Source organism: Shewanella sp. FDAARGOS_354 (assembly GCF_002209245.2).
GTDB lineage: Bacteria > Pseudomonadota > Gammaproteobacteria > Enterobacterales > Shewanellaceae > Shewanella > Shewanella xiamenensis.
The window spans coordinates 22,331-38,118 of record NZ_CP022090.2 but is presented as its reverse complement, the minus strand read 5'-3'; the positions used below and the strand labels follow the sequence as shown (position 1 = coordinate 38,118).

Below are 15,788 nucleotides of genomic sequence, written 5' to 3'. Positions count from 1 at the left end.
TTAAGGTGTGAGCAACGCAATACTGATGCTTCCGCATACCAACCTTAAACACTAAGCGCAACGCATAGTAAAAATACCACGCGTTGCAAATCACTCTTAAACAGTTTGTCAAGCGACATAGCCCCTGAATTTAAGAGCTTTTTCAATGATTTTCTGATTATCCAAAAGGCTAACTTTACATGTTGGTAAATCTAAGAATCTATTAGCATCTTGAATTTCATCAAAGTTGCCAGCGTTATGAATATGGAACAACAACAATTTCTTAAAATACCTTTGAATTTGAAATCCATGGTTTTTAGCTACTTTACTTTCTTCTCCGGCATGTACATTTCGGTTCCGATATTCGCGCACATGTTCAAGAATCTGTTTGTGGTACTCGTGCTCATCAAATAGGAATGCGCAGCGCCTAGTTACTGAGTCACAATTGCTTTCATTTGGAGCAGCTACACACTCTAGTGCTCCCCAAGCTCTCATAACAGCGGTGTTCTGGTTTTGTTCATCAAACGCACGGACGTAACGAAGAAGCGACTCTATTAAAGTATCTTTATATTTCCTATCAAGTTTTCCTAATCTAGTGATCACATACTTAATGCTTTTGACTATGATACTTATATCACCTGAGCTAACAGGTCTTGCATATTTGTAAGTCGGGTCATACCAAAACATGTCTGGATAAATGGTCCCGTCTTCTCTGTGAACAGTATGGTACTCTCCTAACCTAACTCGATTTATCGGTTCCCACTGATTACCGATAAACTCATTAGAGTGATTCAAAAACAGACAATACATGGCACGAAGTTGATCTAAAACTCTCAACCCTTTCTTTGCAGCTAGCTGCTCAGACTTAGCTGACAGTTCAATAACAATTTTTGTATAGCCTAAGGACTCAGCTTCTTCTACAGTACTTTTTGGCAAAATTTGAGACTTACGGCTATTGAACTTTGTCGGAAATTTAGATTGGTAAAATCTGAATAAACAATCATCTAACCTTATGCTTCTTATGCCAATATTTGTGACAGATATTGATGTCAGTACGAAGTATTTATTTTCCCTTGTGGCAAGCTCATCACGAATGTTTTGATTTATTTGATTAATAAATGCATTAGCTTCAGTTATAGCTGCTTTCGCAACAACCCAAATAGCCTTTGTCACAAGCAAGCTTTTGTCCAAGTCCTTAGCAGCATTAGGAAAATCAATCATACTTTCTAAAGCAGCTTTTGCATCATGATATTCAAAACTAGAAAATGTAACATTTCCGTCGACTACTTTTTTGAGGCTGTCTATCTTTTCAAGTATTATCCTCGGATTTAAACTTTTATTTTTCTTCCAACTAGCTCTCAATTTTACCTCCTGCCGCTTAACGTCTTAGTATTTATGCGCTGCGCTGTTTGCAGGGCATAAATAGCTTGTTGGACTTGGCCGCTGCCACATCCGTGTAAATGGGTATGAATGATGCTATAGGAATTTGCTTTTTTGCAGTAGCGGTTTTTTATACAGTTTGATGGGTAATTACTTGATATCGTTTTAGCTTTCTCATTCTTTTACGCTCACACCTGATTAATTATTGTTCTTGATTGACAGCATTTTGGCCTCGCATTCCGGTTGAAACTCGTACCACCTTTTCTCATTGGCTAACGTAATTTCGGTTGGATAACGGATTAAGGCCAGAACTAGGGGGCATTACTAAAATTGGGTCAATGTTCTGATGTTGGAGTTAGCTAGATGTCACTTTGCTAACGAGGAATGGGGCAAAGATTTGTTAGCTCAAAGCTCATGAAAAATGATCGCGTTCGCGCGTGAACCAGACTAGGCAAGTCTGATTCACTAACTCTTTTTTGGAAGCTTCAAGTTCATCGTTAGAATGCCATTTACACAGACCTTTTTGCATTCTCACGGATGCAGTTCCCGTAACTGTAAATAAAATCTTGCCGCAGGCAACGGATAAGATTATATTTGTAATTACATTTGTAATTACACGAGGTTTCTATGGGCACAATCAACATACGCATCGATGACGAACTCAAAGAGCGTTCTTTTGCCGCATTGGAAAAATTAGGTGTAAGCCCTTCAGAAGCATTACGCCAGACGCTTGAATATGTCGCGACAAGAGGCGCTTTACCCTTTAAGCCGGTACTGCTCACAGCAGATGATGAAGCCTTAATTACCTTAGTAAAAGAGCGTTTAGCGAACCCTCGTAAAGGGATCGAGGTTTCGCTCGATGACCTATAAGTTAGAGTTTGATCCCCGCGCCCTAAAGGAATGGAAAAAGCTCGGAGATCCCATCAGGCAGCAGTTAAAAAAGAAATTAGCGGAGATACTGGAACATCCCCATATCGAAGCGAACAAGCTCAGGGATCTCCCTGACTGTTACAAAATCAAGTTACGAACATCGGGATATCGCTTGGTATACCAAGTTCAAGATGAACGCATTAGAGGGCCCAACGGGATTCTGAATTTTTTTCACAAAAAGCCACCTAAACAATTAATATTAAACAACTAAATATGTGAAATTGGCTTGCATCAAATCATTGATATGCCCATTGTCGCTGCTCTATCGAATTTTTTTAGGTAGTGAACTCTGATGTTTATGGCCTTTTCACAACACATTCCGTACACCATCCTCAAAGTGAAAAATACACTGCATCTGATATAACAAATTGCCGTTTCCTCCTGTACTCCTTGTGTTAAATGACATAAACTCGCCTTTATTTTATGTAAGTTTCTCTACACTTTATGAAATGGTTATTACTTATTTTGTCTTTACCTACGTCAAATGCAACTACGCGAATGCGGACATGGCGAGCACTTAAATCAGCGGGTGCAGCTGTATTACGTGACGGTGTTTATTTACTCCCCCAACGGCAGGAACATCAGCAACTATTTGATGGTTTAGTAAAAGAGGTCGAAGCAAGCAAAGGCTCTGCTTATGTACTCCAGGTTGACACCGAAGAGTCGGACCTGTTTAGCGGAATGTTTGATCGTAGTGATGCGTATGCCAGCGTTTTACATGATCTACAATCTGTAAAAGGAATGACGGAAAACTCATTACAAGAAGCGACACGGCAATTGCGTAAATTCCGTAAAAACTTCACAGCTATCTCAGCGATTGATTTCTTTCCAGGTGAAGCACAATCGCAAGTTCAGCAGGTACTACAAGATCTTGAACTCCAACTTAACCGCCAGTTCTCACTCAATGAACCCCACGAACACACAGGTCACATTCCAAGGTTAGACATCTGCCTTTACCACGGGCGCTTGTGGGCAACCCGTCAACGCCCTTGGGTAGACCGTCTTGCCAGTGCTTGGCTGATCCAACGCTATATCGATCACGATGCCCGCTTTGTTTGGTTGGCAACGCCTGAAGATTGCCCCGCAGATGCGCTGGGGTTTGATTTCAATGGTGCACAGTTTACTCATGTCAATGGCAAGGTCACTTTTGAAGTTCTACTTGAAAGTTTTGGTTTGAATAGCCCCTGTTTGGCGCGTTTGGCTGCGTTGGTCCATTTTCTGGACGTTGGTGGGATCCAGCCAAATGAGGCCAGTGGATTAGAGCAGATCCTCTGGGGGTTGCGAAACAGCATACATGATGATGACCAACTCATCTTAAGTGCCAATTTTGTTTTCGACGCACTATGTACCGCTTTTACAGAAAAGGAACCGTTATGAGTACTATCGTGGAACGAACATCCGATCAACAAGTTCAAACGCCAGAAGCCGTGAGTTTTTGGCAAGCATTCCTGTTCTGGCTAAAGCTCGGGTTTATCAGCTTTGGCGGTCCGGCGGGCCAAATCTCTATCATGCATCAGGAGTTGGTGGAGCGCAGACGCTGGATCAGCGAAAAGCGGTTTCTACATGCGCTTAATTACTGCATGGTATTGCCTGGCCCTGAGGCACAACAACTCGCTACATACATTGGTTGGTTAATGCACCGCACCTGGGGGGAATAGCAGCGGGTGTTCTGTTTGTATTACCATCGCTCTTTATTTTGATCGCTCTCTCGTGGGTGTATATCGCCTATGGTGATGTGGATTGGGTGGCTGGTTTATTTTATGGCATCAAGCCAGCAGTAACGGCCATCGTCGTGCATGCCGCGCATCGCATTGGTTCACGAGCATTAAAAAACAATCTGATGTGGGCGATTGCCGCTGCCGCATTTGTAGCGATATTCGCTCTTAATGTGCCCTTTCCTTATATTGTCATTGTTGCAGCATTGGCTGGCTATTTAGGCGGTCGGTTTTTACCTGACCATTTTAACAATGACGGAGGCCATGGCACTTCCGATAAATCTTTCGGGTCAGCTTTAATAGACGATCATACCCCGACACCTACTCACGCCATTTTCCGTTGGTCGCGTTTTTGTATGATTTTAATATCCGGGCTATGCCTATGGGCAATTCCTTTACTTACACTGTGGACATTCTTGGGCTGGGATCACACATTCACCCAAATGGCTTGGTTCTTTACTAAAGCGGCACTACTCACTTTTGGTGGTGCATATGCCGTACTGCCTTACGTCTATCAGGGAGCTGTCGGTCAATACGGTTGGCTAACACCCACACAAATGATTGATGGACTTGCTCTGGGCGAAACAACTCCTGGGCCACTTATTATGGTCGTGGCTTTTGTTGGTTTTGTTGGCGGATATGTAAACGCTGTATTCGGTCCTGACATGGCTAAATTTGCCCAACGCGCCGAAAATGTAAAGTTAGCTTTATAACTAAGCTCTTGAGCTAAATTAAGCCACTGTTTTTTTTTGTTTTTAATGTGGAATTTATCTGGTTACGCTCATTAACACTGAATTTAAGTCGTTACAGCTTACCGGATCATAGTTAATCTGATTTTGGTCCTTTGACTTTCAACGACCTGAACGGTATCCTTACCTAACTCTATATTGTGTTTCTGTATATAGCTAAAAATCAAAATTTTACTCATTTTACCTGTTGTAAGGATAATTTCTGTAATGAGCTTTAAGCCGCATTAGTTTAACCCCCTTCATTTTGGATCGCTCAGATCCGTTCGTAGTATCTACCCTTCGGTAGCTTTTGTTGTACCTCCATAAATCTAATATTGATTCGTCACGTTGACGAAAAAGCTCTTGTCTTTGCACATCTGTGTATATGGCTAGCGTTAGCTTTTGTTATTGATTTAATTTTAATCAGAGTGAGTAACATGATTCAAACCATGAAAAAAGAGTGGTTCTCCAATATACGCGGAGATCTGTTAGCCGGTATTGTGGTAGCGCTGGCGTTAATCCCTGAGGCAATTGCCTTTTCTATTATTGCAGGTGTCGATCCTAAGGTCGGCCTATATGCTTCATTCTGTATCGCTGTGGTTATTGCCTTTACTGGTGGCCGTCCTGGCATGATCTCTGCCGCAACAGGCGCGATGGCACTGTTAATGGTGACCTTAGTAAAGGAACATGGCCTTGAGTATTTACTCGCGGCGACCTTATTAACCGGTGTGCTGCAAATTGCTGCGGGTTACTTAAAACTCGGTAGCTTGATGCGTTTCGTCTCCCGCTCTGTGGTGACGGGTTTTGTGAATGCACTGGCGATTTTGATCTTTATGGCCCAGTTGCCCGAACTGACCAATGTGACTTGGCACGTATATGCGATGACGGTAGCTGGCCTCGGTATCATTTACCTATTCCCACTCATCCCTGTGATTGGTAAATCCGTACCTTCGCCTCTCGTGTGTATTGTCGGATTAACGCTTTTTGCGGTTTATATGGGGTTAGATATTCGTACTGTCGGCGACATGGGACAACTGCCTGATACTTTACCTATTTTCCTCTGGCCTGAAGTGCCCTTGACCCTTGAAACTCTGATGATCATCTTCCCTTACTCGGCCGGCCTTGCCGTGGTGGGCTTGCTGGAATCTATGATGACCGCCACCATAGTTGATGACTTAACCGATACCCAAAGCGATAAGAATCGCGAGTGTAAGGGCCAAGGTATTGCCAATATCGGCGCGGGTTTAATGGGCGGTATGGCTGGTTGCGCTATGATTGGTCAGTCGATCATCAACGTTAAATCGGGTGGTCGCGGACGTTTATCATCCTTCGCTGCAGGCGTTTTTTTACTTGTGATGGTGGTGTTTTTAGGAGAGTGGTTAAAGCTTATTCCTATGGCGGCACTGGTTGCCGTGATGATCATGGTGGCTATCGGTACATTCTCTTGGGATTCAATCCGTAATCTTAAGCATCATCCTATGTCAACCAACCTTGTGATGGTGGCGACGGTTGTGGTCGTGGTCGCTACCCATAACTTAGCAATTGGGGTATTTGTAGGTGTATTACTCGCGTCCCTATTTTTTGCTAATAAAGTGGGACGTTTTATGGTGGTTAAGAGTACAACGACTGCTGCTGACACTGGTCGCCATTATCAGGTTATTGGACAAGTCTTTTTTGCTTCATCAGATAAGTTCAGTAATTCATTCGATTTTAGGGAAGTGGTTGATAAAGTGACTATCGACTTATCTCAAGCACATTTTTGGGATATTACCGCGGTATCGGCCCTCGACAAGGTAGTGATTAAATTCCGCCGCGAGGGGACTGAGGTTGAGTTGATTGGCCTTAACGAAGCCAGTGCCACCATAGTCGATAAATTTGGGGTACACGATAAGCCAGAAGAAGTTGAAAAAATGATGTCTGGTCACTAAGCCATTAGCAACACAACAACAAAGGAATAAAACGATGACAAATGTGATTGCTTGTATTGACGGTTCAAATGTGACATCCGCTGTATGTGATGCCAGTGGCTGGGCCGCCTTTCAACTGAATGCCCCTGTAATCCTATTACATGTATTGGATAAGTCAGCCTATCCGATAGAGTCAGATCTGTCGGGAAATATTGGCCTAGGTACACGGGAGCACTTGCTCAATGAAATGGTTGAGCTCGAAGCGCGCCGGGGCAAGCTGGCACTCGAGCAGGGTAAGTATATGTTGCAAGATGCGCAAACGCGCATCGTGGAGGCACAACCTGCAGTCGTGGTTAAAACCTTGCAGCGTCACGGCGATTTAGTCGAAACCCTGTTAGAGCAAGAATCCCATGCCAGATTGGTGGTGATGGGGCGTCAAGGGGAGCAACATCAAGATCAAGCGCAGGCGATTGGCAGCCATCTAGAAAACGTCATTCGCACAGTTAAGCAGCCTATTTTAGTGGTGATGACAGAGTTTGAAGCACCGAAACGATTTATGATTGCCTACGATGGCAGCATTACTGCGAAAAAAGCCCTTAATCAAGTGCTAACAAGTCCACTCTTAAAAGGGCTTGAATGTCATTTGGTGATGGTGTCTGATGCTCAATCACAGGCGACAGCAGAACTGGCGTTGGTGACCGAATCTCTGATGGCGGCGAATTTCAATGTGGTTACCGCTGTTTGTCAGGGAGAAGTTCAAACGGCTCTTGAGATCTATCAACTTGAGCATCACATCGATCTTATGGTGATGGGGGCCTACGGCCATTCGCGGATAAGAGAGTTTTTTGTGGGAAGCAATACCACAAAGATGATCAGTAAAAGCCATATCCCATTATTATTATTGCGCTAACAGCTATTGATATTGCACTAATCAGTATCCAAGACGCTGGTTAGTGCATAGTAATAGAGATAGGTTCTGACGCTTAAGTTTGGAGGTGAAATGAACGAGCAGCTAAAGCAACAACTGCATTTACAGTTACAGCAAATGCTGGAAAGTTTGTTAGCGCAGATTGCAGCACAAACGAGTGATGTGCAAGTTGTCGAACTTGACCAATCACGACTCGGACGTCTTTCACGTATAGATGCATTGCAAGGACAGCAAATGGAATTAGAAACTGCGAGACGCAAGCAGCATCAGTTACAAGTTATTGAAGGTGCATTATTGCGCATAAATAGCGATGAATATGGCAGCTGTTTTGTCTGTGGTGAAGATATCGATTTGAATCGGCTTATGTTTGATCCTACCGTGACTCGCTGCATTAACTGTTCGTAGAAATATTAATGTTAGGCTAAGGCTCTTTAGATAAGGAAAATTTATCATACCTATTGATGTTACGTTAATACAGTAAGGCTAATTTTAAACGTCAATACATACAATAGTCAGTATCAATCACGTTTTATATTTTCCATAATCTCGCAGCTCTTTAACATCTATCGAGTAGGGGGAAACAATTGATTGCTTAACTGAATTTATTGCCCGATAAATAGAAGCTTCTCCAAGGTGATACTCCTTGGCAAGCTGACCAATAGTGGCCCCCTCAGCTCTTTTATCATAAATTGCTTGTTTTAAGGTGTCCGTAAGTTTTACAGGCCTACCAAATTTAACTCCATTTTCATGTGCTTTTGCGATACCTTCAGCTTGCCTCTCTGTCCGCAAGTCATTTTCAAACTCAGCAATAGCAGCCAACATATTGAACATGAGTCTCCCAGTCGAAGTGCTCGTATCAATGTTCTGATCGATAACGAGCAAATCAATACCTTCACTTTGAAAACGCGAAGCAATCTGGGCTAAGTGGACGACTGAGCGAGCAAGACGATCGAGTCGGGTTACCACTAGGGTATCCCCTTCACGTAAATAACTCATGCAAGATTGAAATTCAGACCGTTCAGCCGTCCTCCCACTGCGTTTTTCTTGATATATCTTATTGCACTCAGCTCGATGTAACTTGCCCAGTTGCACTTCTAAGCTTTGACCCGTGGAACTCACTCGAGCATAACCAACTTTGGACATAAATCACCATATCTCTTTAAAGGTTTTGATAATGCACTTATGATAGTAGTTTTGATAGGTAATAACCAGAGCTATCAAATAGTATACATTTTGATAGGGTGCATTTTTGACTTTTATCGCCCAACTGGTGTAAATTGAGCGAATCGAACGATTCGTTTAAAGGTGATAAATGAACACTCTTTCAGCCAATGAAGCAAAAATTCACTTTGGAGATTTGTTGCTCAAAGCTCAACAAGCTCCAATCCAAATTAATAAAAATGGCAAGCCTGTGGCCGTTGTTATTTCAGCTGATGCATACCAAAGTATCGAGACACTAAAATTACATTTGCTTCAATCCAAAGCGGTGAAAGCCATAACTGACATCAAAATGGGCAATTTGGTTGATGGTAATACCTTTTTTGATGAGCTGGCCGCAGGGCAGTATGACTAATGCCGGTAACTTATCATTTAACGCCCGATGCACAATCTGATCTGATAGGTATTCACCGCTTTACGTTAGCCCAATGGGGAACGACTCAGTCGAAGACCTATTTATCAGGACTTAGACAAACGATTCAACTGCTGGCTGAAACACCCACCCTTGGGAAAAATAGACCCGAGGTACGCATGAATGTGTTTAGCTTCCCTTATTCAAGTCATGTCATCTATTACATCCAACATGAGCATCAATTCGTTGTATTTGGGATCTTACATAAAAGTATGGTTCCACTTGCACATCTCGCGGAGCGGGAAATTATTTGATGTAGTGAAATAGGGAGGGCACCATGAAAAATGATGTTCGGCGGCTATCTATTTTGTCAACTGATGAAATAGATGAACTGTTTGGATTACCTCATTTCTCAGATGATGATCGTCGATTATATTTTGACTTAAGTGCTAAAGAGCGCGAGCCATTCGACAATACCCGAACGTTTTCTGTGGCAGCCCATTTAGTATTGCAACTGGGCTATTTCAAAGCCAAACGGCAGTTTTTCAGTTATGAACAAGAATCGTCAGTACTAAATGACTTGGATTACATTGCCGCGCTGTACTTTCCCACCAAAACGCTTTCAAGACTGAAAAGTCCCTCAAGACCGATTAGGGCTGAACAACAACGAGCAATTCTTGATTTATTCCAGTATAAACAATGTGATAATGAGGTAAAAGTTGATTTGGAAGATAAAGCACAGCGGGTTGCGATGTTATCGACACAACCTATCTTTATCTTTCGTGAATTAACCCAATACTTAGCATTACACCGTATTGTCATGCCCAGTTATCGGTATATGCAAGAGATGATTGGTAGAGTGGTGGCTTATGAACGCACCCGTATTGCTCGATTACTTAGCACTTGCATGACTTCACTTATCGATCAGCAATTAGCGGCTTTGCTTCGGGCTGAGTCAGGAGTATTTCGCGTCAGCGCATTAAAACATGAAGCTAAAGATTTCAGTTATAAAGAATTGCGACATGAAGTCGCACGGCGGCAGTTTTTCCAGCCTCTACATGAGTTTGCCAAGCAGTTCCTCATAACAGCGGGGATCTCCAATGAAAGCGGCAAGTATTATGCTTCTATGGTTAAGTTTTATACCACTTATAAACTTCAACGCATGAAAAAGAGACTGCACAGTTATATCTGCTGTTTTTTGCTTTTCATCGGTTTCAGCAAATTAATGACAACTTAATTGAAGCATTGCTCCATTGGGTCGATCAATACGAGAAACAGGCCAAGCGTGCCGCTGAAGAAGCAATGAATAATGCGGTTACCAATGCAGCGAAAATTTACAGGCTGCGGGTCATGTATTGAGCCTGTTTACGGATGACACCATCACCGATGACACACCTTTTTCCATTATTAAAGAAAAAGCCTATGCATTGCTTGAACAAGAGAGATTCCCATTAGTTGCTGATTACTTACGCAATATTGCTTTCGACAAAACGGCATTTGAATGGTCACATTACACAAAATTATCCGCCACATTCAAACGTAACTTAAGGCAACTTTTTACTGATCTGGATTTTGCCGGACGTGTAGAAGACTCTCCTTTGCTTGAAGCTATCGCGTTTTTACAAAACTTATTGCGCACAGAAAAATCACCAAGGCAAACTGACCCTAATTCATTTCCGACTGAGATTATTCCTAAAGGTTTACGCCGATATTTGTTTAGTAAAGAGGGCAAAACATTTAAAACGCTTGATGTAGATCGCTATGAGTTTTTGGTCTATCGCCTACTACGCAACTCACTGGAAGCGGGTGATGTGTACGTTAAACATAGTAATGAATTTCGCCGCTTTGAAGATGACTTAATAAGCGATCTTAGATGGCAGGATAAAGAACGAGTATTGCAAGATATTGGTGCACCCATTTTATTGGCCCCTATCCAAGATACTCTGGCTGTATTTCATACTATGCTAGCAGCACGTTATAGTGCGATTAACCAACATATTTCTGATGGGGTCAACAAACATATTAAAGTAATTGGGGCTGCCGAAAAGCGTCGTTGGAAGCTGCTTTATCCGAGCAGTGATGAATCCGTTAATAGCGATTTTTACAGCCAGTTACCAGGAATTGGTATTGCGGATCTACTGTGGTTTGTTGCGGGTAATACTGGATTTTTAAATGCATTTACCCATGTATTAGATCGTTATGTAAAGCATGAAGCTGATCCCCGTGAAATTTTCGCCTGTATTGTTGCGATGGGAACAAACATGGGGTTAGCAAAAATGGCTGAGGTTTCAGGCCTTAGCTCAGCATCAATGGCGGGGACATCAAGAAATTATCTACGCTTGGAGACATTACGAGCGGCTAATGATGCGATTAGTAATGCGACCAGCCAGCTACCCGCATTTCATCTCTATGATATTCAGGACACACTTCATTCAAGTAGCGATGGTCAGCGGATAGAAACGCAAATTAACACCCTTAACGCTCGATATTCTCCCAAGTATTTTGGTTTACAGAAAGGTGTCAGCGCCTACACGTTGGTTGCAAATCATGTTCCTATAAATGCAAAGATTATTGGGACTCACGAACATGAAAGCCATTACGTTTTCGATTTATTGCATAACAATACCTCTGATATAAAGCCAGAACGGCATTCCACTGACACCCATGGCACCAATCAGGTTAATTTTTGGATTTTGCATGCATTTGGATATCATTTTGCACCTCGTTATCGTGATTTGCATAAGAAAATGGATACGTTAGTCGGCTCACAACATCCCAATGAGTGTGGTGACTGGCTAATAAAGCCTGCCCGAAAAACCAACGATGAATTGATTGAACGTGAATGGCCCAATATTCAACGGATCATGGCATCGCTAGCTCAAAAAGATGTTACTCAAGCCACGATTGTTCGCAAACTCTCGAGCTATTCGCGTCAGAATCAGACCAAGAAAGCATTATGGGAGTTGGAAAACATATGCCGAACGCTATACATTCTCGACTTTGTCGACGATGTTGGCTTACGTCAATGTGTACAAAAAGCATTAAATCGTGGCGAAGCCTATCATCGTCTTAGACGAGCAGTTGCATTTGTTAACGGTGGAAAATTCAGAGTAAAAACAGAAGAGGAGCAGCAAATATGGAATGAATGCTCTCGGCTCATCACCAACGCGGTCATTTACTACAACACAGTGCTGCTATCTCGTGTCTATGAACAGAAGCAAACAGTAGGAGATCAAAATGCACTGGCTCAGCTTCACAGTATTTCGCCCGTTGCATGGCAGCACATCAATATGTATGGCAATTTTGAGTTTAGTCCATCAACCTCAAAAATAGATATCGATGCATTGGTTGCTCGATATGCTGAACCAGAATATTGGAAGCAAGCGCTGATTGAGAACGAGAATTCAAGTGAGTGATTTTAGAATTTAAAGCTAACTTTACATTTTTGGCGCGTTGGGCAAATTTAGCCAACCAAAAATAGGCAAAAGCGGCAATATAAAAAGTTGCGCTCATGATTGAGCTATAAATGATGACTCGTTTCCAATGCATGGTTTTCATAGCGTTCCCTCGCTTATTGAGATTTAGGTAAAATTTAGCAATGGTAATTTCTATTCGTTACTTATCGTAATATTAAATATTAGAGACATTATCCTAGGTTAGAGCAGGATCGGAAACTGTGCTAAAAAAACGTTCGTTAATTTCGCGCAGTAGAATGACGGGTTCTAGGCATCACAAGGGATATAGCTTGATTGATGTATTACATTTGAGATACAACGCATTTTAGAAAACAGAACTATACATAAGGAATTTAATGTATTACATTTGTCCTACATTTTTACTCGAGGGTGTGCTGTGAAAACGCTAGCAGTGATAAATCAGAAAGGTGGAGTCGGCAAGACCACCACAGTGATCAACCTATCCGCGCAATTAGCGCATGAAGGTAAACGGGTGCTGGTGATTGATTTAGATCCCCAAGCTAACCTATCCGTGGTATTAACGGGCGGTCAATTTGAATTTGAACACTCGATCACTGATGTATTCGAGTCCTCGAAAAAGTGCCCCATTCAACAGGCCATTATGCCAGCGCAGTCCAATGGTGAAGCGATTCCCAACCTGTGTATTTGCCCAACGGATATTCGCCTAAGCCGCGTGATTGAACAGAGCCTCACTAAAGTTCACCGCGAACGCATTCTGTTAAAGCAGCTAGAAGCTATCGCCAGCGATTTTGACATAGTGATCTTAGATTGCCCGCCTAACCTAAGCCTAACATCGGTTAACGCCATGATGGCCGCTGATATGTTCCTGATCCCCGTTGATGGTGGTTCATTTTCATTAAACGGCTTAGCCGACTTGCTGGATGCACTTGAAGAAGTCAAAGAAAGCGAGCACGTAAATTACGCGGTATTCCGTAACGAATTTGCCAAGGCCAATAAGCTGATTAACAACTTCCTCGATGAACAATTAGCCTCGCTTGAAGGCAAAGTATTAGCGACCACAATTCGCCGTTCTGAGGACGTCGGCCAAGCTAGCGTCAGCGGTCAAACCTTGCTGAATTACAAGCCTAGCAGCCTTACGTTAGCTGATTATAAGAGCCTGGCTAAAGAAGTCATGCAACGTCTTAATGTATAACAAGTGTAATACATAATATGAGTAAATTAACTGGTGTGACAGGATTGAACAGACGTAAGTCTGTTAAAGAGTCCCAAGAAAGCACAAAGCCACAAGAGAAAATCACCACGGTTTCCACCCGCCGCAATATCACCACAGGCACTTCACCGCTGCCATTGCGCTTAACGGAAAACGATAGGGCCGATTTGAATTTATGGCTCGAAGCCCTAGAGGCAGAATCGGGTAAAAATATCACTGCAGCTAAGCTGTTCCGTGGCCTGATCAGCATGCGCGATAAGATCAATACCAAAGCGTTGATCCGTGCGATTAATGATGTGACTTGATGTTCAGCTGTCTCTAGGAGTTTGTTGTGCTTACAGATAAAGACGTAAAACGGCTTTTTGAATCAGAATTTTCTGCTCTCACAGGTCGCTTTCATACCATTGAAATGTCTATCCATGCCGCTAGGTACGATGGTAGTTCAGAAGTTAATGCACCTGGTGTATATGTCTTTTGGCACCCCACTCTAGGCGTTGTTAAAGTAGGTAAAAGCCAATCAAACTCAAAGAAACGCGCTCTGGAGCATCTTAGAGATAACACTAAAAAAGGAGATGTTGAAATGACTAAACTTGGGGAGGATGTCACCAAAATTTTGTTGTTTAACATCATTAACGCTAAGGATTTACATTGGATACTTAGCCTTGAGGCGTTTTTAGAATGGAACGCTAAACCGATTATAAATTCTGCGAGAATGGGGTAACGCTGTTTTTTGCCCTAATTTTTTAGAGTTGATTAAACACCATTTTGAAAATGTTACTTTATCAAGTTGGTGAGCTTATAATGGCTGCAGCTATTCATCATTTTTTCAACTTAAAGCATAAAATGTTTTCAATGAAAACTGCGGTGTTTTTCTCCTCGTAGTTTTCAATGAAAACTGCGGTGTTTTCCTCCTCGTAGTTTTCAATGAAAACTGTATTGGAAGGACTTTTATAGGCTGAACGATTTGGCTCAAGGCTATAAATGATACTTCTCGTAATGGTTATGTTTTCAAAAGAGTGTACTTTAAATTGCTGCTTCTAGCTTTTTATAACGCTGATTAATCAGATAGTATTGCTTACCGTTCATGACTGCGAAGCTGCCAGACAGGTAGCCAATCGACTCCAACTTCTGAATACCAGTCTTAATCTTCCTATTTGCTTCTTTTTTGGACGTCTCAAGCCTCAAACGCTCTCTAAGGCGCTCAAAGGAGACGGGGTGAGGATTCTCGGGTAAAGACGTGAAATACAAATACAGGCACTGTGCGACCTCTGCACGGGGCAATTTTTCCAGCACTCGCAGATTAACCAACACTTGGTAGTCTAACAGAAACAGATCCCACAGGGTTTCATCGGCCATAAGCTCAACAATATCGGCTTCACCGTTATACATGGCTCGCAATAATATTCCCGTATGCACGGCTTTTTCGGTATTGTTGCGCCTAAATGTCAAACTTTGGTTTTGGATGCGCCCGAGCGAATCCCCGATCTGTTTACGCAGGTTTTTATCAAAACGCCGGCTGGGATAACCGCAAAACTTAGCGAACTCTGAAAAGGTCAGTTTGATCGTATTGGAGGAATAACCGTACTTACTGAACACCAGTACAATACCGCACCACACCTTAAAATCGGTTTCGATATTCAGCCGTTGGCCCCTGACGGTAACCAGGTCATAGCCTTCCTTTTGGCAGATATCGAGGCTCACTAGATCGTTACTGAGATCTTGTGCTTTAACATCATTCGGATTTGTTCTACGGCCTGCGGGCGTAAAAACGCCTGTTCTGAGCAGAACATTAGGCTGCACACTGGTTGTGCTGCTAATCGTTAGGGGTTTACCTCTGTAAAGGGTTTCGGTAACAGGTATAGGTAATAATGCATTTTCAGTTCGAACCATGTGCGCCACTTATGCTAACAACCCAATTAGAGTACACCTAATTGTGATTGAGTATCGTTGTTTGATTTTTTGTAGCGTACATCAAAATTCGCATAGCAATTTCTTTCGGAATTT

The 15,788-nt window shown here is 42.5% G+C and carries 13 protein-coding genes and 3 pseudogenes; 13 read left to right on the top strand and 3 right to left on the bottom strand.

From position 1 onward, the window contains the following. Positions 1–108 precede the first annotated feature (108 nt). Entirely contained in the window at positions 109–1,341 is a 1,233-nt protein-coding gene (locus tag CEQ32_RS22840; protein WP_088587041.1) for a hypothetical protein, read from the bottom strand. Between the two features lie 645 nt (positions 1,342–1,986). Between CEQ32_RS22840 and CEQ32_RS22835 the strand changes: the two genes are divergently transcribed. The 7 genes and pseudogenes from CEQ32_RS22835 to CEQ32_RS22805 all read left to right on the top strand — a co-directional run bounded on the left by CEQ32_RS22835 (position 1,987) and on the right by CEQ32_RS22805 (position 7,972). Then, positions 1,987–2,229 (top strand): type II toxin-antitoxin system RelB/DinJ family antitoxin, encoded by a 243-nt coding sequence (locus CEQ32_RS22835; protein WP_055646663.1) that lies wholly within the window; start codon positions 1,987–1,989, stop codon positions 2,227–2,229. Next, a pseudogene (locus CEQ32_RS22830) lies at positions 2,219–2,431 on the top strand (type II toxin-antitoxin system RelE family toxin); the annotation flags it as partial. The gene CEQ32_RS22835 and the pseudogene CEQ32_RS22830, both read left to right, overlap by 11 nt. Before the next feature lie 302 nt (positions 2,432–2,733). Then, positions 2,734–3,666: a chromate resistance protein ChrB domain-containing protein gene (locus CEQ32_RS22825; protein WP_088585572.1), complete on the top strand. Its 933-nt coding sequence runs from the start codon at positions 2,734–2,736 to the stop codon at positions 3,664–3,666. Beyond that, positions 3,663–4,672 (top strand): annotated as a pseudogene (locus CEQ32_RS22820) (chromate transporter); the annotation flags it as partial. The gene CEQ32_RS22825 and the pseudogene CEQ32_RS22820, both read left to right, overlap by 4 nt. A gap of 497 nt (positions 4,673–5,169) precedes the next feature. After that, positions 5,170–6,660, top strand: coding sequence for a SulP family inorganic anion transporter (locus CEQ32_RS22815; protein WP_011787801.1), 1,491 nt, complete (start codon positions 5,170–5,172; stop codon positions 6,658–6,660). Between the two features lie 34 nt (positions 6,661–6,694). Then, on the top strand, positions 6,695–7,549 hold the full coding sequence (locus tag CEQ32_RS22810) for a universal stress protein (protein ID WP_011787802.1): 855 nt from the start codon (positions 6,695–6,697) through the stop codon (positions 7,547–7,549). Between the two features lie 90 nt (positions 7,550–7,639). Further along, a complete protein-coding gene (locus CEQ32_RS22805) occupies positions 7,640–7,972 on the top strand; it encodes a TraR/DksA family transcriptional regulator (RefSeq protein WP_011787803.1) in 333 nt (110 codons plus the stop codon). A 117-nt stretch (positions 7,973–8,089) separates the two neighbouring features. Here the strand turns inward: CEQ32_RS22805 and CEQ32_RS22800 are convergent, their stop codons facing one another. Then, the gene (locus tag CEQ32_RS22800) at positions 8,090–8,710 is read right to left on the bottom strand and encodes a recombinase family protein (RefSeq protein WP_011787804.1); all 621 of its coding nucleotides are present in this window, start codon (positions 8,708–8,710) and stop codon (positions 8,090–8,092) included. Between the two features lie 169 nt (positions 8,711–8,879). On the opposite strand from CEQ32_RS22800, the gene CEQ32_RS22795 reads away from it, so the two are divergent. The 6 genes and pseudogenes from CEQ32_RS22795 to CEQ32_RS22765 all read left to right on the top strand — a co-directional run bounded on the left by CEQ32_RS22795 (position 8,880) and on the right by CEQ32_RS22765 (position 14,505). Continuing rightward, positions 8,880–9,140, top strand: coding sequence for a type II toxin-antitoxin system Phd/YefM family antitoxin (locus CEQ32_RS22795; RefSeq protein WP_011787805.1), 261 nt, complete (start codon positions 8,880–8,882; stop codon positions 9,138–9,140). Beyond that, entirely contained in the window at positions 9,140–9,451 is a 312-nt protein-coding gene (locus CEQ32_RS22790) for a type II toxin-antitoxin system RelE/ParE family toxin (protein ID WP_011918375.1), read from the top strand. The genes CEQ32_RS22795 and CEQ32_RS22790 overlap by 1 nt, the downstream gene beginning before the upstream one ends. 23 nt (positions 9,452–9,474) lie before the next feature. Then, positions 9,475–12,553: pseudogene (locus CEQ32_RS22785) on the top strand (Tn3 family transposase). 436 nt (positions 12,554–12,989) lie between these two features. Beyond that, a complete protein-coding gene (locus CEQ32_RS22775; protein WP_011074346.1) occupies positions 12,990–13,766 on the top strand; it encodes a ParA family protein in 777 nt (258 codons plus the stop codon). 17 nt (positions 13,767–13,783) lie between these two features. Beyond that, positions 13,784–14,089: a hypothetical protein gene (locus CEQ32_RS22770; RefSeq protein ID WP_088587040.1), complete on the top strand. Its 306-nt coding sequence runs from the start codon at positions 13,784–13,786 to the stop codon at positions 14,087–14,089. Between the two features lie 26 nt (positions 14,090–14,115). After that, positions 14,116–14,505 (top strand): hypothetical protein, encoded by a 390-nt coding sequence (locus tag CEQ32_RS22765; RefSeq protein WP_039978049.1) that lies wholly within the window; start codon positions 14,116–14,118, stop codon positions 14,503–14,505. 302 nt (positions 14,506–14,807) lie between these two features. Here the strand turns inward: CEQ32_RS22765 and CEQ32_RS22760 are convergent, their stop codons facing one another. Beyond that, positions 14,808–15,674, bottom strand: coding sequence for a RepB family plasmid replication initiator protein (locus CEQ32_RS22760; RefSeq protein WP_088587039.1), 867 nt, complete (start codon positions 15,672–15,674; stop codon positions 14,808–14,810). Positions 15,675–15,788: the final 114 nt, after the last annotated feature.

What these genes read in the sequence shown, in the direction of transcription:
- CEQ32_RS22835 (WP_055646663.1), top strand. Translation starts at nt 1,987, where the DNA reads ATGGGCACAATCAACATACGCATCGATGACGAACTCAAAGAGCGTTCT.
- CEQ32_RS22825 (WP_088585572.1), top strand. Translation starts at nt 2,734, where the DNA reads ATGAAATGGTTATTACTTATTTTGTCTTTACCTACGTCAAATGCAACT.
- CEQ32_RS22815 (WP_011787801.1), top strand. Translation starts at nt 5,170, where the DNA reads ATGATTCAAACCATGAAAAAAGAGTGGTTCTCCAATATACGCGGAGAT.
- CEQ32_RS22810 (WP_011787802.1), top strand. Translation starts at nt 6,695, where the DNA reads ATGACAAATGTGATTGCTTGTATTGACGGTTCAAATGTGACATCCGCT.
- CEQ32_RS22805 (WP_011787803.1), top strand. Translation starts at nt 7,640, where the DNA reads ATGAACGAGCAGCTAAAGCAACAACTGCATTTACAGTTACAGCAAATG.
- CEQ32_RS22800 (WP_011787804.1), bottom strand. Translation starts at nt 8,710, where the DNA reads ATGTCCAAAGTTGGTTATGCTCGAGTGAGTTCCACGGGTCAAAGCTTA.
- CEQ32_RS22795 (WP_011787805.1), top strand. Translation starts at nt 8,880, where the DNA reads ATGAACACTCTTTCAGCCAATGAAGCAAAAATTCACTTTGGAGATTTG.
- CEQ32_RS22790 (WP_011918375.1), top strand. Translation starts at nt 9,140, where the DNA reads ATGCCGGTAACTTATCATTTAACGCCCGATGCACAATCTGATCTGATA.
- CEQ32_RS22770 (WP_088587040.1), top strand. Translation starts at nt 13,784, where the DNA reads ATGAGTAAATTAACTGGTGTGACAGGATTGAACAGACGTAAGTCTGTT.
- CEQ32_RS22760 (WP_088587039.1), bottom strand. Translation starts at nt 15,674, where the DNA reads ATGGTTCGAACTGAAAATGCATTATTACCTATACCTGTTACCGAAACC.